This is a genomic window from Aquiflexum balticum DSM 16537 (genome assembly GCF_900176595.1).
Taxonomy (GTDB): domain Bacteria; phylum Bacteroidota; class Bacteroidia; order Cytophagales; family Cyclobacteriaceae; genus Aquiflexum; species Aquiflexum balticum.
The window spans coordinates 4,307,248-4,331,869 of sequence record NZ_LT838813.1 but is presented as its reverse complement, the minus strand read 5'-3'; the positions used below and the strand labels follow the sequence as shown (position 1 = coordinate 4,331,869).

The 24,622-nt window shown below is 39.4% G+C and carries 17 protein-coding genes; 10 read left to right on the top strand and 7 right to left on the bottom strand.

Annotated features, from left to right (window positions below):
• The first annotated feature begins 18 nt into the window (after positions 1 to 18).
• From B9A52_RS18280 to B9A52_RS18265, 4 genes are read left to right on the top strand one after another with little or no spacing between them, the layout of a single operon-like run.
• Positions 19 to 396 carry a patatin gene (locus B9A52_RS18280; RefSeq protein ID WP_084121823.1) on the top strand — a complete coding sequence of 126 codons (378 nt, stop codon included), beginning with the start codon at positions 19 to 21 and terminating at the stop codon, positions 394 to 396.
• Positions 393 to 1,802, top strand: coding sequence for a patatin-like phospholipase family protein (locus B9A52_RS18275; RefSeq protein WP_084121822.1), 1,410 nt, complete (start codon positions 393 to 395; stop codon positions 1,800 to 1,802). The genes B9A52_RS18280 and B9A52_RS18275 overlap by 4 nt, the downstream gene beginning before the upstream one ends.
• A complete protein-coding gene (locus B9A52_RS18270; RefSeq protein WP_084121821.1) occupies positions 1,792 to 3,543 on the top strand; it encodes a metallophosphoesterase in 1,752 nt (583 codons plus the stop codon). The genes B9A52_RS18275 and B9A52_RS18270 overlap by 11 nt, the downstream gene beginning before the upstream one ends.
• A gap of 8 nt (positions 3,544 to 3,551) precedes the next feature.
• Positions 3,552 to 5,906 carry a GMC family oxidoreductase N-terminal domain-containing protein gene (locus tag B9A52_RS18265; protein ID WP_084121820.1) on the top strand — a complete coding sequence of 785 codons (2,355 nt, stop codon included), beginning with the start codon at positions 3,552 to 3,554 and terminating at the stop codon, positions 5,904 to 5,906.
• Here the strand turns inward: B9A52_RS18265 and B9A52_RS18260 are convergent, their stop codons facing one another.
• From B9A52_RS18260 to B9A52_RS18245, 4 genes are read right to left on the bottom strand one after another with little or no spacing between them, the layout of a single operon-like run.
• Positions 5,907 to 8,048, bottom strand: a complete 2,142-nt coding sequence (locus B9A52_RS18260) for a DUF4230 domain-containing protein (RefSeq protein ID WP_084121819.1) — start codon at positions 8,046 to 8,048, stop codon at positions 5,907 to 5,909.
• On the bottom strand, positions 8,045 to 8,686 hold the full coding sequence (locus B9A52_RS18255; RefSeq protein ID WP_172805241.1) for a DUF4230 domain-containing protein: 642 nt from the start codon (positions 8,684 to 8,686) through the stop codon (positions 8,045 to 8,047). The genes B9A52_RS18260 and B9A52_RS18255 overlap by 4 nt, the downstream gene beginning before the upstream one ends.
• Positions 8,686 to 10,413 carry an N-acetylmuramidase family protein gene (locus B9A52_RS18250; protein ID WP_084121817.1) on the bottom strand — a complete coding sequence of 576 codons (1,728 nt, stop codon included), beginning with the start codon at positions 10,411 to 10,413 and terminating at the stop codon, positions 8,686 to 8,688. Before B9A52_RS18250 ends, B9A52_RS18255 begins: the two co-directional genes overlap by 1 nt.
• Entirely contained in the window at positions 10,410 to 11,246 is an 837-nt protein-coding gene (locus B9A52_RS18245; protein ID WP_084121816.1) for a DUF5675 family protein, read from the bottom strand. The genes B9A52_RS18250 and B9A52_RS18245 overlap by 4 nt, the downstream gene beginning before the upstream one ends.
• Before the next feature lie 309 nt (positions 11,247 to 11,555).
• On the opposite strand from B9A52_RS18245, the gene B9A52_RS18240 reads away from it, so the two are divergent.
• Positions 11,556 to 12,014: a (2Fe-2S)-binding protein gene (locus tag B9A52_RS18240; RefSeq protein WP_084121815.1), complete on the top strand. Its 459-nt coding sequence runs from the start codon at positions 11,556 to 11,558 to the stop codon at positions 12,012 to 12,014.
• 2 nt (positions 12,015 to 12,016) lie between these two features.
• Positions 12,017 to 14,176, top strand: coding sequence for a xanthine dehydrogenase family protein molybdopterin-binding subunit (locus B9A52_RS18235; protein ID WP_084121814.1), 2,160 nt, complete (start codon positions 12,017 to 12,019; stop codon positions 14,174 to 14,176).
• A 224-nt stretch (positions 14,177 to 14,400) separates the two neighbouring features.
• Here the strand turns inward: B9A52_RS18235 and B9A52_RS18230 are convergent, their stop codons facing one another.
• On the bottom strand, positions 14,401 to 14,757 hold the full coding sequence (locus B9A52_RS18230) for a hypothetical protein (protein ID WP_084121813.1): 357 nt from the start codon (positions 14,755 to 14,757) through the stop codon (positions 14,401 to 14,403).
• A gap of 77 nt (positions 14,758 to 14,834) precedes the next feature.
• Here B9A52_RS18230 and B9A52_RS18225 point away from each other — a divergent pair, with 77 nt between their 5' ends.
• Positions 14,835 to 15,989, top strand: coding sequence for a cysteine desulfurase family protein (locus tag B9A52_RS18225; RefSeq protein WP_084121812.1), 1,155 nt, complete (start codon positions 14,835 to 14,837; stop codon positions 15,987 to 15,989).
• Here the strand turns inward: B9A52_RS18225 and B9A52_RS18220 are convergent.
• Together B9A52_RS18220 and B9A52_RS18215 are read right to left on the bottom strand one after the other, a co-directional pair.
• Positions 15,976 to 16,572, bottom strand: coding sequence for a nucleotidyltransferase family protein (locus tag B9A52_RS18220; RefSeq protein ID WP_084121811.1), 597 nt, complete (start codon positions 16,570 to 16,572; stop codon positions 15,976 to 15,978). The two genes, B9A52_RS18225 and B9A52_RS18220, sit on opposite strands and share 14 nt — an antisense overlap.
• Positions 16,569 to 17,690 (bottom strand): XdhC family protein, encoded by a 1,122-nt coding sequence (locus B9A52_RS18215; RefSeq protein ID WP_084121810.1) that lies wholly within the window; start codon positions 17,688 to 17,690, stop codon positions 16,569 to 16,571. The genes B9A52_RS18220 and B9A52_RS18215 overlap by 4 nt, the downstream gene beginning before the upstream one ends.
• Before the next feature lie 271 nt (positions 17,691 to 17,961).
• Between B9A52_RS18215 and B9A52_RS18210 the strand changes: the two genes are divergently transcribed.
• The 3 genes from B9A52_RS18210 to B9A52_RS18200 all read left to right on the top strand — a co-directional run bounded on the left by B9A52_RS18210 (position 17,962) and on the right by B9A52_RS18200 (position 24,530).
• On the top strand, positions 17,962 to 18,411 hold the full coding sequence (locus B9A52_RS18210) for a cold-shock protein (protein ID WP_084121809.1): 450 nt from the start codon (positions 17,962 to 17,964) through the stop codon (positions 18,409 to 18,411).
• Positions 18,412 to 18,508: 97 nt separating this feature from the next.
• The gene (locus B9A52_RS18205) at positions 18,509 to 18,994 is read left to right on the top strand and encodes a hypothetical protein (protein ID WP_084121808.1); all 486 of its coding nucleotides are present in this window, start codon (positions 18,509 to 18,511) and stop codon (positions 18,992 to 18,994) included.
• 169 nt (positions 18,995 to 19,163) lie between these two features.
• Complete coding sequence (locus B9A52_RS18200) at positions 19,164 to 24,530, top strand: T9SS type A sorting domain-containing protein (RefSeq protein WP_084121807.1); 5,367 nt, start codon at positions 19,164 to 19,166, stop codon at positions 24,528 to 24,530.
• Positions 24,531 to 24,622 lie beyond the last annotated feature (92 nt).

The following is a 24,622-nucleotide window of genomic DNA, read 5'->3' as shown; positions in this document are numbered from 1 at the left end:
AAAATTTGTATTCATCCCATGAAAAAAAACCTAACGCTCATCGTAGTTTCCATTTCTGTCATTACCATCATATCTGGCCTTTTTCAGGTTTTTATACCTGCATTTGTTCTGAAAATAATTGGGGCAGAGGTATTACCAATTTCAAACCACTTATTTGGCATTGTTGGGATGTTTATGGCATTGTTCGGAAGTTTGATGCTGCATACAATTTACAGTACTCAAACTAGCACCATTGTGGTTTTTTGGTGTGCCATGCAAAAACTTGGGGCATTTGTAGCTGTTGGAATTGGGGTTCTTAGTGGCTTGTTCTCCTGGTTAGCTTCCGGTGTAGCTATTTTCGACCTTTTCTCAGGCTTATTGTTTCTATATTATATTAAAACCCTTAATCCCAAATGAAAATTAAAAGGTCTTTAATTTTAGCAGGAGGGGGGCTAAGAGTAGCCTATCAGGCAGGTGTGTTAATGGCACTTCAAGAAGAAGGGATTGAATTTGATCACCTTGATGGGACATCCGGAGGAATTTTCAATGCAGGTATGCTGGCAAGCGGTTTGGAACCAAAAGAGATTGCCAAGAGATGGAGGTCTTTGAAATTAATGAACTTTGTCTCCGGAAAAAATGCAAAAAGTTACCTCAGGCCTTTTAAAATGAAGGGATTTGCTGATGCAGATAATATCAGGACGAAAGTTTTTCCGCATCTGGGTATAAACATCGAGAAGATCAATTCGAATAAAAGAGTCAAAACAACATTCAACGTCTGCAATTTTTCTACTAAATCAATCGAAGCGATCCCCAATGAATGGGTGTCGGAGGACCATTTGATAGCAGGTATTTCCCTTCCCATTTTTATGCCGGCCATCCAAATAGGAGAATCATGGTACACAGATGCAGTTTGGATCAAAGATGCCAACCTGATGGAGGCAGTCAGCCAAGGTGCAAATGAGCTTTGGTTGGTTTGGGCAATTGGAAACAGCCCCACATATCTTCAAGGTGCCTTTCACCAATATGTACATATGATCGAAATGAGTGCAAGTGGGGGACTTTTGGAAGAATTTAAACAAATTGAACTCATCAGCAAAAACACCAAAAAAAAGTCAGGGAATGAAAATTCAATTGATTTTATAAAGCTCTTTGTATTCAAATCGAAAATTGCATTGCCCCTAGATCCTGATTTTTTTATGAATAAAATTAATGCAAGAGAACTGATCAATATGGGTTATGCCCAAGCGAAGGAATACTTGGATAAAAGGCCTTTGGAAGGGGAAAAAATGGATGTTTCCAGTACTGCAAACCAAGAGTCTCAGTATATCTACAGCTTCCGTGCGATATTTAGCGGAAATGTTGAATGGGGTTCAAAATTGCAAAAAATTAAATTTGCCGTTTTTTTTAGATTTGCTGAATTTCAAGGTTTTAACCTTCTTGAATCTTATTCAAGTCTTATTTTGAAGAATGGAAATGAGGATATTCCGACATTCCGCAATCAAATTTCAAACTCAAAGGTAAAGGAAGGAAATTTATTAATTATCAAGTCACAGATTTTGATTGATTCCAATTTGCATACAATGGAATGTTCTATAATACTAACCACTTATTGGGAGATTCTTCTTGGCTTAAGTTTTAAGCAGATATCTTTTCGATTGTATGATGAAAATAGTAAATTAAAAGTCGACAGCATTTTATATCAATCCATATTGGACCGATTTAAATCTTTATATTACAGTACATTAACAAGTGTTTTGCCAAGAAAAGGCGGTATAAAGAAATATCTTTCAGTCATTAAAAACTTTATTGCTTATGAAATTTGAGAAAAAACCAATGGTAAACTGGTATGACCCCAAGCAATTGGGTTCAACAGGGATGAAAACCATGGTATCGTCAGTTTTTGGAAACTTTGCAGATCGGAGGGAAATGCAGGCTGCCCTAGATCCGGAAATGGGTTATTTGGACTATTCGGAAAGAGAGGATATTTGGATTGATTTCATTTCTGATTTAGGTGACGGATTTAATCCTACCTATACTATGGCCCATCTTCTTGCCAAAGATCATCTTGAAATCAAGGGTGAAAAAATCAAACGAGGCAAATTATTGATTATGGGCGGAGATGAAGTATATCCCACCCCTGAGATGCATGAATATAGAAATCGCTTACAGGGGCCATATCATGCAGCTTTTCCTGGAAACAGAAATGATCCTGATCCCCCGCATTTATTTGCAATTCCCGGCAATCATGATTGGTATGATGGACTGACCAATTTCATCAAAGTTTTCCTCCAAAAAAGATCTTTGGGCAATTGGAGAACCCAACAGTCGAGGAGTTATTTCGCTTTGAAATTACCTCATAATTATTGGTTATTGGGAATTGATATTCAATTGAATGCGGATATTGACATTCCCCAGTTGAATTATTTCAAAAAAATTGCCAAAGAAGACATCAAGGCAAATGATAAGATAATTTTGGTAACAGCTGAACCTTCTTGGGTGTACAAGTCATTCAGCCAAAAAAGTACTTCCCATGACCGCTTCAAATTTTTTATTGATAAGATAATATTTGGTAAAACCCATCTAGAAGATCCAGAATGCTTTTATGGTGGGAAAAACGAAAGTATTCAGATCACTACCATTCTCACAGGCGACTTACACCATTATTCTCATTATGTAGAAAATGGTATTATTAACAAAAAATGCCATTTGATTACTGCCGGTGGTGGCGGGGCGTTTATGCATACTACGCATACCCTTAAAAAAGAAATCAATGCAGCTGAGGGTTACAATGCCAATTTGATAGCTACTTTCCCATCCAAGAGCGATTCCAAGATTTTGGGCTTTAAGAATTTACTTTTTCCATTTTATAATGTGACCATGCTTTTGTTTTTTGGTATTTTCCATCTTTTCAATGCCTGGTTACTACAGGTAGGCACCAAAAGTGACAGTGCGACATTTATGGAGGAGGCAATGAAAATTTCATTATTCGATGATGGATTTTGGGAATATGTAACCTTAATCGGTAATACCTTAAGCCATATTCCCTCAGTTTTGGCCCTGAACCTCTTATTGTTCGGAGGTCTAATGGTTTTTACAGATGTCAAATCCGGCAAAGGCAATTGGAATTATATTGCAGGTGCCATACATGGATTGTTGCATGTCGCCAATTTTTATATTCTAGTCTGGGTTTTTTCCAGGTATAATCTTTTTACAAGAGGAATGGAGATAGACGGGATGGAACAAGTCTTATGGTTTTCAGGTGAAATGATTGTTTTTGGCGGAATTTTGAGCGGGGTACTTTTTGGGCTGTACCTACTAGTCAGTGGCAATTTCCTGAACAATCACATCACAGAGGCTTCTTCCTCTTTTTTGGGAGAGGATTACAAGAATTTTCTAAGATTACATTTGGACAATAAATCCTTGACAATTTATCCTATCGGGGTAAAAAAAGTAGTAAAAAACTGGAAGGATGTTAATAAAGGAACAGGCAAAGATCCTTTGTTTCAAGGAGACGAAGTGAAATATGACCTAATTGAAGAAAACCCGATCACTATAGCGCATTAGCAAAGAACATGAAAAAACTATCCAAATCTTTATCTGAACTTAAAAGCCATTACGATTTCATTGTAATTGGTTCTGGATACGGCGGAAGTATAGCCGCTTCCAGGATGTCACGCTTAGGCAAATCTGTTTGTCTTTTTGAAAAAGGGAAGGAATTCTTACCCGGTCAATTTCCAAAAACACTGAAGGAAGCAGCTTTGGAAATGAACATGAAAAAAGGTAAAAATGCTGAGAAAAGAAATGGGTTATATGAATTCAATTTCGGTAAAGGTATCAATGTTTTGAAAGGATGTGGTCTTGGTGGAACATCCCTAATCAATGCCAATGTTTCGATAAAACCTGAACCTCGGGTAATGGAACAAAAAGAATGGCCAAAAGCGATAAGGGAAGATTTAAGCTCGTTTAATGAGGGATTACAAAGAGCCTGGGATATGCTTCAACCTAATCCTTATCCTGAAAATGAGAATGGTTATCCGGTTTTGAAAAAAACAGAAGCCATGCGCAAATCAGCGGAACGGATGTCTGAAGAATTCAGGCTTTTGGATATCAATGTAACCTTTGAAAATAGGTCGGACAATCATGTCGGCATAAATCAACCAAAATGTACCAATTGCGGAGACTGTGTTACAGGTTGTAATGTCGGTGCCAAAAACACCACCGCCATGAACTACCTCCCGGATGCATTTAATCATGGGACAGAAATATTTACAGAAATCAATGTCAGGCATGTCGAGAAATCAAGTAAGGGCTGGAAAGTTTTTTTCAATCCCATGAATACGGGTAGGGAGGTTTTTGATGCACCTGAAATGTTTGTTTACGCAGATAATGTCATATTAAGCGCTGGGTCCTTAGGTTCTACCGAAATCCTTTTCCGTTCTTCCCAAAAGGGTTTGAAAGTTTCCTCCATGTTAGGTAAAAGATTCACTGGTAACGGCGATGTCTTGGGCTTTGGATATAATAATGACGTTCAGATCAACGGCATTGGATTAGGTAAATTGGCAAATGATCAAATTGCAGAAGTCGGGCCATGTATTACTTCTGTGATCGACATGAGGAATAAACCTGTTCTTGAAAATGGGATGACATTGGAAGAAGGTAGTGTTCCTGGACCGATTAGAGGTATTATGCCCGGGACCTTATTGACATTCTCAAGATTGTTTGGTTTGAATAAAGACAGGGTATTTTCTGATAGTTTTTTCAAAAGAAAATGGAGGGAAATTGTCAGTATGGTCAGGGGACCTTTTTACGGTGCCATCAACCACACACAGATTTATCTTGTCATGACCCATGATGATGGAAATGGAGATATGGTATTTGAAAATGATCAACTTCAGATCAATTGGAAAGGGGTAGGGAAGCAGGAAATATTCAAAAAAGTTGAAGACAAGTTGTTGAGTGCGACAAGGGCATTGGGCGGGACGAATGTACCCAATCCGACTTGGAACAAAAGTATGGATTATGAATTGGTAACCGTTCATCCTCTTGGAGGTTGTGGCATGGCCGACCATGCAGGACTTGGAGTCACTGATCATAAAGGCCAGGTTTTTTCCGGTTCATCTGGGACGGAACTCCATCAAGGCTTGTATGTGATGGATGGTGCAGTCATTCCCAGACCAGTTGGTACAAATCCGCTATTGACTATCAGTGCCTTGGCCGAAAGAAGCTGCAAGTTGATTGCAAAAGATTTGGGATTGGATTTGGATTATGGATTGAATCTTATTCCTGAAAAAGATGCAATTCCCGATATTAAGCTCGGTGTCCAGTTTACAGAAACCATGAAAGGTTATTTCTCAATGGAAGAAACCGAAGATTACGACAAAGGATTTGTAAAAGGAAAAACATCCAATTCTCCATTTGAATTCACTTTGACCATAAGGTCTGAAGATGTGGAAACTTTTGTGGGTGTTTCTACCCATGAAGCAGGTATGTACGGTACCATGTTGGCCCCTGCGCTTTCGTCTGAACCACTTGCAGCCATTCAGGGGACCTTCAATCTTTTTATTGAAAACGATCAGGATCCTGAAAGAAAGAAAATGCTATATAATGCAATTCTTATCAGCAAGGAAGGTAAAAAGTATTATTTCAGAGGGTTCAAAGATGTATATAATAATAAAGGGTTTGATGTTTGGAAAGACACTACGACCTTATTTATAACCCTGTATGAGGGAGAAACTGAAAGCGGCAAAATATTGGGCAAGGGCAAACTCATAATCCAACCTGCAGACTTTGCCAAGCAACTGACAACGATGAAAGCTTTGAACTGTACCAGTAAAATCGAAGAATTAAGGGCTATAAGCTCTTTTGGAAAATTCTTTGGAGGGAATGTTTTTGAAACTTATTTCAAAAAGCTCGGTAAAAGAGAATAGTCAAGGTCTACTGACTGATTCACGGAAGGAGGTAAGCCAAGTAGGTTCAGACCTCCTTTGTTCAAATTTCTTTTTGACCCAACTGTTGGCCCGCTCCAAAGGACCCTTGGTTTGGAAAGAGGATCTTGCATTGATCAATAGTTCTATAAATGCAGCCATTTCCAAACTTTGCCTTGGAGAGATCATTTTAACTGAATCCTGATGAACTTTGGTAAAATGTCTCTGATCCCTAAAAAGTATAAATTTGTTGGCAATATTCATCGCCCCTTCATCCTTTAAAAGAGTTTTAATATTTGGTTCTACCCAGCCTAAAAATTTCTCCGGAATCCAATGTACCACTGTATCCTGGTCTTTGCTATAAAGAAGCCAAATCAAGCTATCAGAAATGCTTGATTTGTTTGATTTTATATCCATAATTTCTTCGGAACTGATAAAATCAGCAATGATTTCACTATTGTATTGGTAGGGATACAAAAGACTGAACAAAGTATCTTTTGCATCAATAGGATTTCGAACCTGGGTCAAAACAATTTCTGTTTCACTGATCTTTTGACTGTTCAATACTTTATTTTCGGCCAAATAGGCAGAATCTACCTCATCGATGTTTTTTGTGACATTTTCCAATTCACCGAATACAAGATTTTTATTCATCAAAAAAGAAATGGCAGCGTTGAAATCAGAGATGTATTCACCTGGATTGTCATACCAATAATATATCGGATAGGGGATGGACTTGTTGAAATAATCAATTCTATCCATCAACTCCCAATCGATACGCAACGAATCTAAAATTTGAATTTCATTTTTATCAAGTATACCATTTGATGCTATGGCCAAAATCTCTTTTGAAAAATATCCATAATTCAGATCCATTCCCATTAAGGAAATATTTCTCAGGTTTTTGATTACGAAAGCGATATTATTTTCCTTAAGCAAGAGAGATTGTCTTAATCGGGGATCAATTTTTGCCGAATCGGTCAGTTTTTGAATAGTATCAAATTCCTGTTGTAACAATGAATCCAAAAGAACCACATCAAAACGGCTTACTGCTTCTTCTTTTTCTATTCTATTTGCGATTTGAAAGATACGGTCATTATGAAAAACCACCTTTTTGATCTCTTTACCGGTAATCAGGGTAAACAAGTTTTTAAGGGTTTCGGATGCTTGATCTTCGGCCTTTTGAAGGATATCAGCCCTATGGGCAAAAGCCAAAAGTTTTTCCACACAATATTCTTTGACAAGTTTAGCATCTTTAAAATCCACTTTGCCATTATCATCCAAAATTTCGAATCCGGGAATTCCTTTTTCAGGAATAAACCAAGGATTGATATCTGCATTAAGGATTTGCGGGGTAAGTCCCATGATATGGATTTCGCCACGTTCTTCATTGATGACGATGGAAGATTCTTTAAGTTCAGAGAAGTCAAAACCAGCTTTTACCCATCCCCGGCCAACCATGGCCAGTTTTTTGCGGGTTTCACGCTTACTAAGTTCAGCGGTTTTATTCTGGTAATAAAACCGCATGAAATCTTCAACATCAAGGGTTTCATTTGGACTGGGGAGCTCATTATACACCATTACTAAAGCTTCCTCTTTGTGCCTTGGATTTGGTTCCCATTTGACATTTCTTGGCTTTTTGCTTTTGAATCTATATAAGTATTCCAACATCTCGTCATAAAGCGGATCAGCTGCGATATCATCCATAAATCCATGATAATTGAGCTTATCGGTGATATTCCGGCTATTGACATCAAATCTGATTATCCTACGCCAACCATTAATTGGTGTCATTTTTTTATACTCCTGGTCTTTTTCTTCTTTGGATAGTTCCTGAAATGTTTTTAAGTTTCCCAAAGCAGATTTGATATCCCTGAATAGAATTGCGGCATTGTTGCTGATATTTTCTTCTTCGATCAGATCCAACCTGGCTTCATCAATGGACGCAATAACTTCCCCATAATATTCGGCCGTTACCAGTTGACCGATCTGATTGACCTCGGCCACCATATTGGCAGTATCTTTTAATTTTACACCTCCTCCAAAAATCCCAAACGGATTCCATAGGAAAATCAGTACCACTACAGCCAAAACAATGACTATATCCAGTATGAATTTCCAGTTTTTGAGGAGCATTCCTATCATTGTTCTACAAGGGTTTCGGGGTTGACCAATAAATTTACCTGGGAAATAATAAGGTTGTCATTTTCAAAATTGATGTATATTTCTTTATACCCCAATGAACCCAAAAGGACATTGAACATTTGCCGGGTGTGGTTTTGTGTGGTTTTCACAATACCCATGTATTGCAGGTTTTCTCTGATATCAAGTTCAGCAAGTCTGAAAAACTCTTCCTGGTCTCTGATATTTATTTTGTTGAGGAATATTTTGGGATTGGAAATCAGGGAATCTTCTACAAAACTTGCAGGAGGGTAGGAAAAATTGATCACCTCAATAGGGGGAAGCCGAAGATGGATTTTATCTCCTTCAATCCTGACATCACTTTCCTTAATTTTACTCAGATCAATGCCCGTTTTGACTTTTGCCTGAGAATAGGCCATAAAACTTGCTTCATTGATTTTAAAAAATGCCAGTTTTTTGGTCTTTGTGCCAAAGACAATTTTGTCAATCACAAATTCTGTAGTGGCCAAATCTGATGCATTCTGGATTTTGCCCACAACAAGAGCCCTATCGTTTTTTTTACAGGAGGATGCTATTGATGCTAATACGAATAGCATGATCGTATAAGTGAGAATAGAGGTAATTGGGCTTTTGACTTTCATCACTGATGGATTTTTTTATATTTTTCATAGGCTGCCTTAAGCCTGATGTCATATTTGTTTGCCTTATACCCACTGCCATTGTAGCCCCATGCAAAATTTGCCCAATTGTATTCTCCATTGCTGTTTTCATTTTCTGAAATAAAATTCACCAAAGGAGTTCCTTTTAATTTTTTGGTCATTATAAAGGCCAAGAAATCCAAGAAGTGGTATTTTTCATGTTCGTGCTGTTTAAGTTCAAACTCCTCCCAGGTCTTATATTTATCCTCCTCTTCACCTATTCTGGATTTGATATTGTGTTCAAGATTTTCTCCCAAAATCTGGAACAATCCCCAAGAAGCTGAATAGACAGCCAATTTTGGATCAATCTTTTTCGCCCTTTCAAGTCTATCATATTCTCCGATTCCGCCTTTATAGAATTCCCTTGTCCAGGTTTTATAAAGGATATCTTTATTGGTTTTTTGAAGGTTTTCCAATTCTTCATCTGACATTCCTTTGTCTTTGAGGAGTCTCCAAAAGAGATGGCCTTCAAAAAGTATTTTGGCATTACCGTTTTTCAGATGGCCACGACCCGAAGATTCGACTTCAATTACCGCTTTGACCACAGGAAGCGAAAGGTTGATGTTTTTTGTTTTAGAAAGATTTTCAAGGGAATCAATCAATTGTTCGTCATTGAGGATTTTACCATTGGCATTATCCCTAATCTGTACAAATCCAAATGTGTTTACCAAGCCTTGAGCATCTGGGCTGTTTACATTCAAGTCATTTTTCAGTTTCGAAAATGGTGATGGACTTGATTCCGCTCCAGAAGTAGAAATTCCAAACTCTCTGTCCTCCTCATAAAATGCCCAATCATCCTCTGCTACAGAATCTTCGAAACCCGGAGTTGTAGCAGGTATGCCATCTGCGGGAGTGTTAGATTGGGTCTTTACAGGAGATGATTCCGGAGTAGACCCAGCCTGATTTGGATTTCGCCACCTATCCCTGAAATATTTCAGTGACCTATCACCAAAGTAGAAGGCGATCATCATCAAAAATGCAGTCTCAAAAAATTCGAATTGTTGAATTCTCAATTGCATCATTTCGGGATTAATTTCTTCCGTACCCATACTGGCCACCAACAATGAAATCCCGCCAAATAATAGCGTAAAAGCAATCATCCCTCTTACAGTCCCCGGGGGTAGCCCGAAGGTCTGACTTCGATAAGGGTTGTACTTCGGTTCACGGATCTGAAGAGCCGGATTTTCGAGTTCCAGGTTACGACCTTGTCTTTTTGCTTCTGCTATTTCCGCCCATTCACCATCTGTAATTCCAAAATTGATATTGTAATGATATACAGACCAAACAAAATAAATCATAAAGACGGCAAGCCAGATTACCAACATCAATAGGCCAACAATCGCAAAAATGTTCTTTTGTTCCAGATACATCAGAACACTATAAATTATTGAAATCACCACTAAGGAAATGGCAAAAATTATAGTCCCTTTAAAAAACACATCATGGTATTTATTGACATAGTAGGAGTTTTTTACATCCTTTTCCTTGAAATAACTGATCACTATCCAATAAATCAAACCCAAGGCAATGATGGAAGGAATAGTCCAGGCAAGTACATTTTGACCTTCCTGGAAAAAATGCCTTAGGAAAAAACCTACGACAATGGTTAAAATCACTGTTGCAGCGATTTTTATCAGCATTTGGTAAAAGCTGTTGTTCAATTCTTTCATAATGATGTCAGTTTACTTCGATCAAACCAGTCTTCATTGAGTATTTGAATATTTACCTGCTCATTGGAATCGAGCAAGGCCGCAATAATTTTATAAAATCTTTGATAAGCATTTCTTGAGTTTTGGAGAGTCTTTTGTTGGGTTCCGGCTAAGACGCCATCAGCAATCAAAAGACAGCCTGCGGTATTGTCATGGCTGTTTCCAACATGAATGTATATGCCTTCAAACCCTGGGACATTTTGAAGGTGAAGGTGTTTGGTAAACCAGGGACTATATAATTTCAGGTAATCTCTGGTTATCCTTGATTGAGCTGGGTCTACAGGACTGTAACCTATATTATAAATGCCAGCTGGTATTCTTGTTTTTTCCTTGATTTTTTCATCCCTATGCGTATCCTCAAGGGTATAGGCAAAAAATTTGTTTCTAAGAAAAATCAACCCCAATGTAGTTTCTCCATCATCAATATATCTCAGTACCGTCAGGGTGCATTTTCCTAGATGGCTTCCTGATTCTGTTTCAGAATTTTTAAGCTTTATTTCAAGTTCTTTGATTTTCTGTTGCAGGGATAAAACTTCTTGGTTTTTTTGCTCAATTTCTTTTGAGTAATTGCCTTTTTCAACAGGGAGTGAAGGAAGGACATCTGGTATTTTTTCTTTGGGACCTGAAAAGGCCCCAGCAATTTTCTTAAATCCATTTTCTACCAATACAACCACATACCCTATAAATCCCAACACATACAACCAAGCTTTACCCAACACCTCAGGATTGGTAAGAGCTACCAAAACAAGGATGGCAACCAGCGCAATAATCAAAAGTGCAGCAAATTTTTTCATGTTGCTATTTCAAAGATAGAATCTACACAATGTTTGGAAAGGCAGAAAAAGTAACTAAATAAAGCTAAAATTTAAAAATTTACTACTGAATAATCAAGAAAAGGGAGACTTTACTTTTAAGAAATAAAAAAATCAAAATATGGAAATGCTATTGCGCAACTTTGAATTTTGGAATTTTAAGAAGTCACCGATCCCATTCAAGGAAACAATTCTAAGGTTTATCAAAATACTTTTAAAATACTAATCTAATTGGCTTGAAAGGAAGCACATATTGATTAAATTTAGGAGTTAACCATTAAAATCAGACCAATGGCAAATTTCAAACTTCGAATTAATGGCAAAGAACACCAAGTGGATGTCGATGATGATACTCCTTTACTTTGGGTTTTAAGAGATCATCTGGGGCTTGTAGGTACCAAATATTCTTGTGGAATAGCACAATGCGGCGCTTGCATGGTTCATCTCAATGATGAGGCAGTTTATTCCTGCACATTACCTGTTTCCAGCGTTGGTTCAGATAAAATCACAACAATAGAAGGTTTGTCAGAAGAAGGAGACCACCCGGTTCAAAAAGCATGGGCTGATATAGATGTGGCCCAATGCGGATATTGTCAGTCAGGGCAAATTATGACTGCTTCTGCTTTCTTAAAGAAAAACCCCAATCCTTCTTTGGAAGAAATAGACAATGTGATGAACAGGAATCTATGTAGGTGTGGAACATACCACAAAATCAGAGAAGCAGTAGCAATGGCAGCAAAACTTAAATAATCATGGCAAATCTAACAAAAACAAATAGGAGGGACTTTCTAAAAATTGCTGGAACCACAGCAGGGGGTCTATTTATAGGTTTCAATTGGTCCAGCTGTGATTCCCCAAAAGTCCAGGTGCTATCCGATGCGGAAGTGCTTTCGCAGGTTCATGAATTCAATGCCTATCTATCCATTTCTCCAACTGGAGACATCGTCATATACTCTCCCAATCCTGAACTGGGTCAAAATATCATTACCTCATTTCCGATGATTGTTGCAGAAGAACTTGATGCTGATTGGAACAAGGTAAGGGTATTTCAGGCAGCTTTGGACAATGAAAAATATGACCGACAACTTACCGGAGGCTCCGGGGCCATGCCTCATTCTTGGGAAAGATTGAGAAAAGCAGGTGCAACGGCAAGGCATTTATTAGTTGCGGCGGCGGCTGAAAAACTTCAAGTTCCGGCTACTGAATTGACCACTGAAAAAGGGGAGATTTTTCATAATGGAAAGAAGAAATTCTCTTATGGTGAAATGGTGACTGATGCTTCAAAATTAACCGCACCCGAGGAAGTAAGTTTGAAGGATCCTAAAGACTTTAAAATCATTGGAACCCCGGTCAAAAATGTCAAGGGGAAGGAGATTTATACAGGCCAACCGCTTTTTGGCTTGGATTTTTACAGAGAGGGGATGGTCAATGCAATGATTACACGACCTCCTTTTGGAATGAAGATCAAATCCGTGGATGATTCGGCAGCAAGATCTGTTGCAGGTGTTTCCGATGTAATTGTCTTCAATAATAAAGTAGCAGTTATTGGTGAGTCTACATGGCCCCTGATTAAAGCTAAAAACAAGCTTAGAATTGAGTATGAACCTGATGGAACTGTGGAAAGCAGTTTTGATCATGATCGTATATTTAAAGAGCTTCTTGAAAGTAAAGACGCTAGGGTCATGCGAAAAGACGGTGATGTGGAAACAGCCTTCAAAAATGCGGCCCAAGTAATCACCAGTGAGTATCAATGCCCGTTTTTATCCCATTCACCTATGGAACCCCAAAATTTCTTTGCACATGTCAAAGGAGATAAGGTGGAATTAATAGGTCCCACACAAACACCTGATAGGGCAAGAATGGAGACATCGAGGCTCCTCGATATTCCTAAGGAAAACATTACAGTGGAATTGACAAGACTTGGTGGTGGTTTTGGTAGAAGACTGGCTGCTGATTTTGTGGTTGAAGCAGCCGAATTGTCAAAAATGCTTGATAAACCTGTAAAGGTAACTTGGAGCAGAGAGGATGATATGACAGGCGGTGCATATAGACCTGCAGTCAGGTATAGATTCCAGGCAGCATTGGATGATCAAGGAAACATGATCGGATATAAACTCCGGGGTGTTGGTATCAATGCAGGTAATTCTACCCGTGAAAATAACTTCCCCTCAGGTTCTGTTGATAATCTTTTGATTGAAAATGTCGAGCACAAGTCGCCAATTACGACTAATGCATGGAGAGCGCCAATAACAAATTTCCTGGCCTATGCAGAGCAATCATTTCTGGATGAAGTGGCTTTGGCTGCCAAAAAAGACCCTGTCAAAATGCGATTGGACCTCTTGGACAGAGCCAAAAACAATCCTGTAGGTGAAATTCATTATGACATTGATAGAATGCGGGGTGTTATCCAAACCGCCGCAGAAAAATCCAATTGGGGTAAAAATAAAGATGTGATGCAAGGATTCAGCGTCTATTTCTCACACAGATCCTATGTCGCCCAAGTTGCGAATATAGAAATGGAAAATGGCCAGCCTGTCCTGAAAAAAATCACTGCAGCTACTGATTGCGGCACTGTGGTCCATCCAACAGGTGCAAACCAGCAAGTACGTGGTGGCATTGTGGATGGAATGGGCCATGCCATGTTTACCAATATGACTTTCGAAAATGGACTTCCCAAACAAAAGAATTTTGATACTTACAGACTAATCAGAATGAAGGAAGTACCTGAAATAGATGTGCATTATGTGGATAGTGGATATGACCCAACCGGATTGGGTGAGCCTGCACTTCCGCCAACAGGTGGAGCAATTGCCAACGCAATCTTTGCAGCCACAGGACGCAGGATCAGAACGCAGCCATTTATAGAACAAAAAGAATTCTCAGATATCAAACTACAGATAAAGAGAACTTAAATTTTCAAACCTTCCCGGTGGCTTTGCTGCTGGGAAGGTTTTTTTATGTCTTTCCTGGCCGTAGCGAGTGAGATAATTTATTAGAACCAAGAGCCAATTCCGCCCCTTGTATTGGGAAACTTAGATTCATTTGAATAAAATGATTTTTTTCTATAATAGAGACCTGGTATTGATAAATCTAAAATCTACCATCCAAATTCTTAATCAAATATCTCAAGTCTACTTCAAATTTCATCCATTTCCCTTTCAGGCCAATAAGGCCCAATAAGGATAAGCTCATTTGAATCCTGGTCAAACTCAAATTGGACTTTCATTTTGTCTTTGTTCTGCTCATGAATATTGAGACAAGCATTGAAATGTATCAATTCAAAATCCACTATAAAATCACCTCCCTTTTCCTTCGAAAAAAATATCGGTCCTATCAATTGAACATTTTCTACAACAGCTCCTTCTTTTTTATAATAATAAGAAAGAAATATTCCCATTTCTTTTTGGTTTTCAAGAAGTAGTTCCTGAACCAGGTGTTTAAGGTCATTATATTGAATGGACGGAGAAATAGCTAACTTCCAAGTTTCCTGCATACCCAAAATTAATTAATTCAGCCGTAAATCCTGAAAATCTTGCTTGAATAAGGCAAAGGTTTTACATTGTCAACAACATGAAATACCCCATTTATTTAGATTATAATGCAACTACTCCCTGTGCTAAGGAAGTCATTGAAGCCATGTTGCCCTGGTTTGGAGAACATTTTGGCAATGCTGCCAGCAAGAGTCATCCTTACGGTTGGGTAGCAGAAGATGCCGTGGAGACAGCTAGAGAACAAATTGCCAATCTGATTGGGGCGAAGACAAAGGAAATTGTTTTTACATCCGGTGCCACTGAATCCATTAACCTCGCACTAAAAGGCATTTTTGAATTTTATAATGGACAAAAACAACATTATATCACCTGTCAAACTGAGCATAAAGCAGTTTTGGATACCTTAAAGTCTTTGGAGTCAAAAGGGGCGGAGGTCACTTATCTTCCTGTAAATCAGTTTGGTGAGATTGATTTGAATGAATTGAAATCAAACATTCGACCCCACACTAAAATGCTTGCTTTTATGTGGGCCAATAACGAAACCGGACTTATTCATCCTATGTCGGATTTGATAAAATTGGCAGGAGAGCATGACTTAATACTTTTTGCGGATGCAGTTCAGGCTGCTGGAAAGATCCCGATCTCGACATCGGGAATACATTTAATGGCTATTTCTGCGCATAAAATGTATGGTCCAAAAGGTGTTGGCGCTCTCTATATCCGCCATAACCATCATTTACCTAAACCCTTGTCATTGATCGACGGGGGAGGTCATGAAAAGGGATTTAGGAGTGGGACTTTGAATGTACCTGGAATAGTAGGCTTTGGAAAAGCCGCACAATTAAGATCCAAAAGATTGATCGAGGATGCAGAAAGGCTGTGTTTGCTCAGAGATGCACTGGAAAAAAAGATATTAGGCATAGAAGGTACCACCTTAAATGGAAGTCAAACCCAAAGGCTTTCCCATGTCAGCAATATTTCATTTTCGGGAGTGGAAGGGGAGGAATTGCTCAAGAGAGTAAACAGAGAAATTGCAGTTAGCTCAGGATCAGCTTGTACCAGTATTTTGCCCAAGCCCTCTCATGTCTTGGCAGCAATGGGGCTTGATTCAGATTTGGGAAGGGCCTCAATCCGATTCAGCTTGGGAAAGGACACTACTGAAAATGATATTGAGTTCGCAGCTGAATATATTGAAGCAGTGGTGAAAGAACTAAGGGCTTCTAATCCCCTCTAGTCAATCTCAAGTAATCTTCCGGGGTATCAATATCAATAGCGGCATTTGGGAAGTCCATTTTTTCCATATCGTCAAGATGGGCATAAATTACTTTTTTGGCCCCTTCTGAACCTCTTAATTCAATTAATTCAGGAAAATACTTACTTGTAAAAAGAGCAGGAACTCCAAAAGTACCATTATAATGACAAGCAATTATTCCTTTACTTGTTACAGTTTGTTTTCCAATCATGTTATTTAGGAGTTCTGAATCCACAAAGGGCTGATCACAAAGCATTAAAATAACCTGATCAGGAGCAATTTTATTGTCCAAAAAATTCAGACCCATTTGCATCCCTGAAGCCATGCCCGTCTCCCAAACATGGTTGATAACAATATCAACATTTGTATCCTGAACTTCTTTTTTTATTAATTCAAAATTGGCTCCTATAACTAGAACACTGGCATCAGACTTACATTCCAAGGCCGTATCAATTGCCCTTCTGATCAATGTCTTTCCCTGATACTTTAAAAGCTGTTTTGGTTGACCGAGTCGGGAAGAACTTCCTGCAGCCAAAATTATAATTCCTGTTTTCACCGGTTTCATAATTCTTCTTCATGTATAGGACCGGATTTATCTCTCAGAAAAATTGGTTTTTTATTGTTGAGCACGGCTTTTATTTCTGCGATTATGGACAAAGCAATTTCCTCTGAACCTTCGGCACCTAGATTCAAACCAGTTGGAGCAAATATGTTTTCAGTAGAAACTATAATTCCTTTCTCGGATAATCTGAAAATGAGTTTTTCAGTCTTCTTTTTCGGTCCCAAAATCCCTATATAAGGTAAGTTAAATGGTATGAGATGATTTAAAACCTCTAATTCATATTCAAAGTTATGTGTCATTAACAAAGCAACTGAATTGGAATCAGGGTGGAGCTGTTGAACTACTTCAGAAGGAGTTCCGGTTATTATTGTCGATGCATCAGGAAACCTTTCCTTTGTAGCATGATTTTTTCTTCCATCCATCAAATTGATCTGCCAACCTAAAATTGCTGCCATTTTAGTCAATGGAATGGTGTCATTGCCTGCACCGAAAAGAAAAAGTTGAACAGGTGGTTTGATCCTTTCATAAAGCACAAAAACATCATCAAAGTCGGGATAATTTTTTATTATATTAGTCTCTTTATCAATTAAATAATTAATCTCATTGAGAATTTGATTTAATAAATCACTATCTATTTTTTCGGGAGTACCGTATATCTTTTCTCCTTTTTTCAGGATTTTTGTTCCTATTTGTTCTGAACGGGAATGTTTCAAAGAAAAAACAGTTATCAAAGTGCTTGATCTTCTGTCATCCAGGGCAATTTTCAATAATTCCAATGGATTATCTTTTTCATTTAGGTCAATGGGCTCGATCAAAACCTGAATGATTCCATTACACCCAAGACCTACCCCAAATTTCTGATCATCTTCATCAGTAGTATCATAAGTTACTACCATGGACTTTTGCTGAAAAATAACCGATTGAGCTTTTCTCAATGCATCGCCTTCGAGGCATCCTCCGCTTATGGCACCTGTTAATTCCCCGTCCTCAGTGATCAACATTCTAGCGCCCGGTCTCCTATAGGCCGATCCATCAACCTTGACAACAGTTGCAATAGCTGCTTTTTGGTTGCTTCGTTTACTTCTTTGGTATGCCTGGATGATTTGCTGAAGCTCTTTCATGAATCAATTTATATACTTGCAATTATTTGTTCTAAGCTAAATAAATCTGTTCAAAAGATACAATGAAAATCCATACAAGAGCTTTGTTTTTATTTGGATCAATACTTTCTTGGTATAAATCAAATACTTTTAACATAAATTAGGGATTGCACAGAAAATCATGGTATTTTTGTAAATCTTAAGTTTCATTTTTGGAAGTTGAACCAAAATGTATGAGATTAGAAGTGTATATTTTTTAGATAAAAAAATGTTAAATTAGATAAATTACTGAATGTCAAAATCAAGAGAAACCTTCAACAAAAAGGAAAAAGAAAAATTAAGACTGAAAAAGAAAAAGGAAAAGGAAGAGAAAAAAGAAGCCCGAAAGTCCAATGAAACAGCAGACTACGAGGATATGATTGCTTATGTGGATGAAGATGGCAATATAACTTCTACTCCTCCAGATCCAACCAAAAAAAGAAAGATTGATGTTGAAAGTATTCAGATAGGCACCTCCAAGCAAGTTGAAGGTGAAGATGATGGCGCTCCGAAAACCGGCAAAGTGACATTTTTTAATGAGTCCAAAGGTTATGGATTCATCAAAGACGATCAAACGCAAGAAAGTCTATTTGTTCACTTCAAATCCTGTATTGATCCTATAAAAGAAAATGATAAAGTGACCTACGATACTGAAAAAACACCGAAAGGACTGAGTGCTATAGAGGTGAAATTGGTAAAGTGATTTTTTATTTTAAAAAACATAAGAATTTCAGGAATATTATTTTAGAGTTTTTAGTTTAAGTTTTATACTTCAAACTGAAAACTCTAAATTTCAATTTATGAAGATCGCAAGCCTTGCTGAAATCAAAAAAGAATTATCTCATCTGAGTGAAATTGAATTAAAAAATCTGATTATTGATCTCAGTAAATTCAGTACAGATAATAAATCTTATTTATTTTTTAAACTATATGAAAGAGATAATCCCAGGCTGTATGTAGAGATGGTTCAGGAAGAACTTGAGATGGAATTTGTGAAAGCCAACACCAGGCATTATCATTTTGCAAAAAAGTCCATTCAGGCGATTCGAAGAAAGCTCAACAAATACCTCAAACTTTCCAAGGACAAAACGGCCCAAATAGAACTTATACTTTATTTTTGTGAGAAGATGAGGCTCTATGGTTTTATGGAATTTAATCACCCCGTAATAAATAACCTCTATACCCTTCAAATAAGCAAGGTTGAAAAACTGATATCAGGATTGCATGAAGATCTTCAATATGATTATGAATTTCAAATTAACGAATTAAAAAAAGTTCTTCGATAAATCATTTTCAGGTTTGATGTATTTAAGATGTATTTTTTAAAAAGCAATGATGTATTTATGAAGTAGGCACACAATATCAAACCATTTTTCAATCTATTACTTTTAATGATTCGCAAATAGTTAAAAGTCAACTTTATAACAATTTCCCAAAAAAAGAATCATAGTGCCTATGAAAAATTTTACATTGATTACCTTTTTCATCATGATGGCTGTTTTTAGTGTGAAAGCGCAGTCTCAGATGAACCTTCCCGTAACCTTTGATGATCCTGAAGTCAATTATGGCATAGTAGGATTTGGAGGTGCGGATGACTCTGCCATCGTAGAAGACCCTACAGATGCCAACAACAAAGTAGCTAGGGTTACCAAAACTGCTGTTGCTGAACTTTGGGCAGGAGCGACAGTAACAGCCGTTACAAATAATGTACAGACAGGTTTTGCAAGTAGGATTCCATTTACTGCAACTCAAACAAAAATGTCGGTCAGGGTTTGGTCACCTGATGCAGGTATTCAGGTCCGGTTGAAAGTAGAGGATCATCTTGATCCTACAAAATCAGTAGAAACTGAAGCAACAACCACTGTAGCCAATGGTTGGCAGATCCTTACCTTTGATTTTGCCAATCAGGCAGCAGGTACATCGGCTTTAAATCTTTCACTGAATTATAATAAAGCCTCCATCTTTTTTAATTTTGGAGTTACCGGAGCCGAAGCCGGGGAAAAAACCTACTATTTTGATGATATGGTATTCATCACGGAAGGTGATGGCGGAGATGGTGGCAATAGTGGAAATTCAGGACCTGTATTTCCTGTTACTTTTGAAGAGGATGTTACTTGGACTGAGGTGATCACCAATTTTGACGGAGGAGAACTTACAGTTGTGGACAATCCGGACACCAATGGAAACCCAAGTGCCAAAGTAGGCAAGATGGTAAAAAATGCCGGACAGCCTTGGGGTGGTTCTTTTATGTTGATGGGTGAAAACATTGACCTATCCGCAGGCACAGCATTTACAGTTGCAGTATGGGCACCGCGTGCCAATACCAAAATGCTGTTCAAGATAGAAAACGAAAATGACGGTGCTCAGGCCTTCGAACAGGAACTGACAATCGCCGAATCGAATCAGTGGGTTGATGTGACCTTTGATATGGGGGGCGCCAACAGAGCATTCACTTACAAGAAGGTGGTTATGATATTTGATCTGGGCACAGTGGGTGACGGATCGGCAGGATTTACCTGGTATGTGGATAACATTCGTCAAGTTGCTGGAAACGGAGGCGGAGACGGCGGAAATAATACCCTCAACCTTCCTGTTACTTTTGATGAAGAGCTTGATTACGGACTTACGGATTTCGGTGGCAACGCCTCAGAGATAATAGTCGACCCTACAGATGCAGCCAACAAAGTGGCCAAGTCTGTTAAGACAGCTGAGTCAGAACTTTGGGCAGGTACCACAGTAGGAGGAACAGCGGGATTTGCAAGTGCGATTCCTTTTGCCAGCGGTGCTACCAAAATGAGCCTTAGGGTATGGTCGCCAACAGCCGGGATTCCTGTAAGACTAAAAGTGGAAGCGTCCAATGACCCTACCATTAGTGTCGAGACCGAAGCGACGGTGACCGTTGCTTCTCAATGGCAGACACTCACCTTTGACTTTGCCAATCAGGCAGAAGGTACCGAAGCCATTAATTTCTCAAGAAGCTACAACAAAGCATCTGTGTTCTTCAATTTCGGAACAACCGGTGCCGCGGCAGGTGAGCAGACCTATTATTGGGATGATTTGGTTTTCGGTTCGGATGATGATGGCGGAGACGGAGGAAACAGTGGCAGTTCAGGACCTGTATTCCCTGTTACTTTTGAAGAGGATATTACCTGGACTGAGGTGATCACAAATTTTGACGGAGGAGAACTTACTGTAGTGGACAATCCCGACACCAATGGAAACCCAAGTGCCAAAGTGGGTAGGATGGTAAAAAATGCCGGACAGCCATGGGGCGGTTCATTTATGATGATGGGTGAAAATATTGACTTTTCCGCAGGCACAGCATTTACAGTTGCCGTTTGGGCACCGCGTGCCAATACCAAAATGCTGTTTAAGATTGAAAATGAAAATGACGGTGCACAGGCCTTTGAACAGGAACTGACAATCGCCGAATCGAATCAGTGGGTTGATGTCACCTTTGATATGGGCGGTGCCAACAGGGCATTCACTTACAAGAAGGTGGTTATGATATTTGATTTGGGCACAGTGGGTGACGGATCGGCAGGATTTACCTGGTATGTTGATAATATCCGTCAGGGTGAAGGAAATGGAAATGGAGGAGGAGAAGTTGGAGAAAACCTGATCATCAATGGGGACTTTGCCTCTGGTCTGAATTCATGGACACCGTTCATTGCAGATTTTGCAGGAGTAAGTGCAACGGTAGCAGCAACTGAGGGTGAAGCTTCCATTACCGGTATTGCAGGTGCAGGAGGAGAGATCTGGCATGTACAGTTCAATCAGATCTTCACAGCTGCACAGATAGAGGCGCTTGAGGTAGGGCAGGATTATATTGCCAAATTTGATGCCAGGTCATCTGTTGCCAGCAGGTCTCTGCGCCTTTACTTCGGTGAAGATGGAGGAGGTTTTGCCGGCGTAAGTGTCACTGATCATACTCTGAACACTGAAATGCAGACCATTGAAGTTCCATTCAACTTGGGCAACAAATACGGAGCCATGAAGTTTGGTTTCGAAATGGGATTGAGCAACGATCCGGTCTTTATCAGAAATGTTTCACTCACGAAAGTTGATGGTGGCGGTAATGGGGGTGGTGGAAACACCAATCTTGGGCTGCCAGTCACATTTGATGAGGACCTGGATTACGGACTGACCGATTTTGGTGGCAACGCCTCTGAGATAGTTGTTGATCCTACAGATGCAGCCAACAAAGTGGCCAAATCTGTCAAGTCAGCAGAAGCTGAACTTTGGGCAGGAACAACAGTGGGAGGAACAGCAGGATTTGCAAGTGCGATTCCTTTTGCCAGCGGTGCAACAAAAATGAGCCTGAGGGTATGGTCGCCAACAGCGGGTATCCCAGTAAGAATCAAGGTAGAAGCGTCCAATGATCCTACCATTAGTGTGGAAACCGAAGCTACGGTGACTGTTGCCTCTCAATGGCAGACACTCACTTTTGACTTTGCCAATCAGGCAGCAGGTACCGAAGCCATTAATTTCTCAAGAAGCTACAATAAGGCATCCGTGTTCTTCAATTTCGGAACAACGGGAGCCGTGGCTGGTGAGCAGACTTATTACTGGGATGATTTGGTATTTGGTTCGGACGATGATGGCGGAAGCGGTGGAAGTTCAGGTCCTGTATTCCCTGTTACTTTTGAAGAGGATATTACCTGGACTGAGGTGATCACCAATTTTGACGGAGGTGAACTTACAGTAGTTGATAATCCGGATACCAATGGAAACTCAAGCGCCAAAGTGGGCAGAATGGTAAAAAATGCCGGACAGCCTTGGGGCGGCTCATTTATGATGATGGGTGAAAACATTGACCTTTCTACCAGTACACAATTTACAGTTGCCGTATGGGCACCGCGTGCCAATACCAAAATGCTGTTCAAGATAGAAAATGAAAATGACGGTGCTCAGGCCTTTGAACAGGAACTGACAATCGCCGAATCGAATCAGTGGGTTGATGTCACCTTTGATATGGGCGGTGCCAACAGGGCATTCACTTACAAGAAGGTGGTTATGATATTTGATCTGGGCACAGTGGGTGACGGATCGGCAGGATTTACCTGGTATGTTGATAATATCCGTCAGGGTGAAGGAAATGGAAATGGAGGCGGAGAAGTTGGAGAAAACCTGATCATCAATGGGGACTTTGCCGCTGGTCTGAATTCATGGACACCGTTCATTGCGGATTTTGCAGGAGTAAGTGCAACGGTAGCAGCATCTGAGGGTGAAGCTTCAATTACCAATATAGCAGGAGCAGGAGGTCAAATTTGGCATGTACAGTTCAACCAGATCTTCACAGCTGCACAGATAGAGGCACTTGAAGTAGGGCAGGACTATATTGCTAAATTTGATGCCAGGTCATCTGTTGCAGGCAGAGCATTGCGCCTTTACTTCGGTGAAGACGGAGGAGGTTTTGCCGGTGTAAGTGTCACGGACCATACCCTGAACACTGAAATGCAGACCATTGAAGTTCCTTTTAATCTAGGAAACAAATATGGAGCCATGAAGTTTGGTTTCGAGATGGGATTGAGCAACGATCCGGTCTTTATCAGCAACGTTTCACTTACGAAAGTTGATGGTGTCGGCGGTGGAGACACCAAACTAGAATTGCCAGTTACGTTTGATACAGAATTTGATTACGGACTGACCGATTTCGGTGGCAATGCCTCTGAGATAGTTGTTGATCCGACCAATGGAGGTAATATTGTGGCCAAGTCCGTCAAGTCTGCAGAAGCAGAGCTTTGGGCAGGAACAACATTGGGAGGAACAGCGGGATTTGCCAGTGCGATTCCTTTTGCAGAAGGTGCTACCAAAATGAGTCTTAGGGTATGGTCGCCTACAGCAGGAATCCCAATAAGAATCAAAGTAGAAGATTCCAATGATCCTACTATCAGTGTGGAAACCGAAGCTACGGTAACTGTGGCATCTCAATGGCAGACGCTCATCTTTGACTTTGCCAATCAGGCAGCAGGTACCGAGGCCATTAATTTCTCAAGAAACTACAACAAGGCATCCGTGTTCTTCAATTTCGGAACAACGGGAGCTGTAGCAGGGGAGCAGACTTATTATTGGGATGATATGGTTTTTGGTGAGTTGGTTCAAGAAGAGCAAGTAATCACATTCCCGGAGATTGAAGACAAAACTTTAGGAGACGCGCCATTTAATTTAAATGCAAGTTCAACTTCAGGTTTGGTAATTTCATTTAGTTCTGACAATAACAATGTTTCAATTTCTGGAGGTGTAGCTACTTTGGTAAATCCAGGAAGAACCTCAATCACTGCCAGCCAATCTGGAAATCTTGAATTTTTCCCAGCTGCTCCGGTCAGCCATAGCTTCTGTATAAATCCTGCCAAGCCCGTTATTTCTGTAACAGGACAGGGTTCAGAAGAAGTTACTTTGACCTCAAGTTCAGCTACAGGAAATCAGTGGTTCCTTGATGGTGTATTGATTGCTGATGCAACTGGCTCATCTATCGTAGTCTCAACTTTAGGAACCTATACTGTTCAGGTGTCTATCGATGATTGTGTCAGTCAATTGTCTGAAGAAGTCACATTGATTGTAAGCAGTGCCAGATTCCAACAGATAAGGGAACTTACAGCCTTCCCAAATCCAGTGGAAAACTACCTTCATGTTAGGGGATTAAGTGGTCCTTTAGGAAATTCTGAAATGATAGATATGGCGGGTCGTTCCACAACCATAGTATTTGAAGAGTTGGAGAATGGATATCAGGCTGATGTCTCAAGACTATCTCCTGGAATTTATCTGTTAAGGTTACAGCAGGGAAATAAAAATTATTCATTGAAAATAATTAAGAAATAAAGTTGAAGTATTTAACTGCCCACCTTACTTAAATTCAATATTTAAAAAGAGGTGGGTGGTTAAAATTTTCATTATCTCACATTAAATCAAAA